Genomic DNA, 1,369 nt, shown 5'->3' with positions numbered 1-1,369 from the left:
CCCCCCCCCCCCCCCCCCCGCCCCCCCCCCGGCGGGGCCGGGGCCCCCGGCCCCCCCCCCGAGCGGCGCCCAGACCGGCAGTTGGATCGCCGGCCGCGAGCCCGGCTATCCGCCGACCATTCGCGGCTGGGCACTGCCCGGTTCCACCTACGGCGCCACCGCCGACCGCGGCGAGGGCGAGGCACGCTGGCTGCGCGCCGCCCAACTCGCCCGGCTCGGGCCCCGCGTCGGCGACCTGATCTGGGACATCGGCGCTGGCAGCGGCGGTACGGCGGTGGAGGCCGCCAGATTCGGCGCGGCGGTCATCGCCGTCGACCAGGATGCGGACGCCTGTGGCCGGATCACCGCAGTCGGGCGCCGTTTTCAGGTGCAACTCCAGGTCGTGCACGGTACGGCGCCGCAGGTGCTCGAAGACCTGCCGGAGCCGGACGCGATCCGGATCGGGGGCGGTGGCGTCGCCGTCGTCACCGCGTGCGCCGCCCGCCGCCCCGAACGCATCGTCACCCACGCGGCCACGCGTGACCAGGCAGAAGCCATCAGCCGGGCGCTGACCGACGGGGGTTACGGCGTCGAGTGCGTGATGCTCCAGGCGGTGGAAATGGACGCCCGCGCCTGGTCGGAGCGTGACCGTTCGGTCGCCTTCCTGCTCTGCGGACACCGTCCCCACCCGTGACCTGCGGCCGGTGCGACCGGGGTAGGCTGGCGGACTGTTGTACGGCCGCTCGGCACGCGGCGTCCGCGCGTCCATGACCTGGGCGCACGACCCCGGCCGGGACCGCGGTACGACCAGGGCGGGGGGACGCGCCACGTGCCGCACAGCGCGGACGCTCGTTCTTGCTGGAGAGCGGTTGGAAGGACCACGGAGCGATGGGCGAGGGGTACGCATGACCGACACCGGCGACGTCCCGGGCGAGGGATTGCCGGGGAACGCGGGCGGCCGGCCCACCGGGCCGCGCTCCGCCAACGCTCACCGCCACGCCGGCGCCACCCCCGGCGGCCCATCCGCGGGCCGCGGCCGACAACTGGCCTACTCCTTCGACACCGATGCCGACGCAGACGAACACGAGGACCACGCCGACCACATGGACCAGGGCGAGCACGGTGAAGACGATGATCTGCTCCTGATGCCCGGTGCGCAAGGGGCATGGATGGAGCAACAGCCGCGCTACCACCAGGCCCAGCAGCCCGGCGCCGGCCCGCAGCCCGGCGCGGGGGCCCCCCCCCCCGCCCCCCCGGGCGGGGGGCCGGCGGGGGGGGGGGGGGCGGCGGGCCCCGGGGGCCCGCCCCCCCCCGGGGGGGGGCGGGCCCCCCCCCCGCCCGCCGCCCCCCCCCCCCCCCCCCCCCCCCCCCCCCCCCCCCCCCCCCCCCC

At 78.3% G+C, this 1,369-nt stretch carries 2 pseudogenes; both read left to right on the top strand.

Annotated elements, in window-relative coordinates:
- Nucleotides 1–673: pseudogene (locus AAHZ94_RS34155) on the top strand (precorrin-6y C5,15-methyltransferase (decarboxylating) subunit CbiE); the annotation flags it as partial.
- 211 nt (nt 674–884) lie between these two features.
- A pseudogene (locus AAHZ94_RS34150) lies at nt 885–1,369 on the top strand (hypothetical protein); the annotation flags it as partial.

The sequence above is a fragment of the Streptomyces sp. HSW2009 genome (assembly GCF_040240285.1).
Classification (GTDB): Bacteria; Actinomycetota; Actinomycetes; order Streptomycetales; family Streptomycetaceae; genus Streptomyces.
The sequence above is the reverse complement of the archived record's forward strand: the minus strand, read 5'-3'. Positions and strand labels throughout refer to the sequence as shown.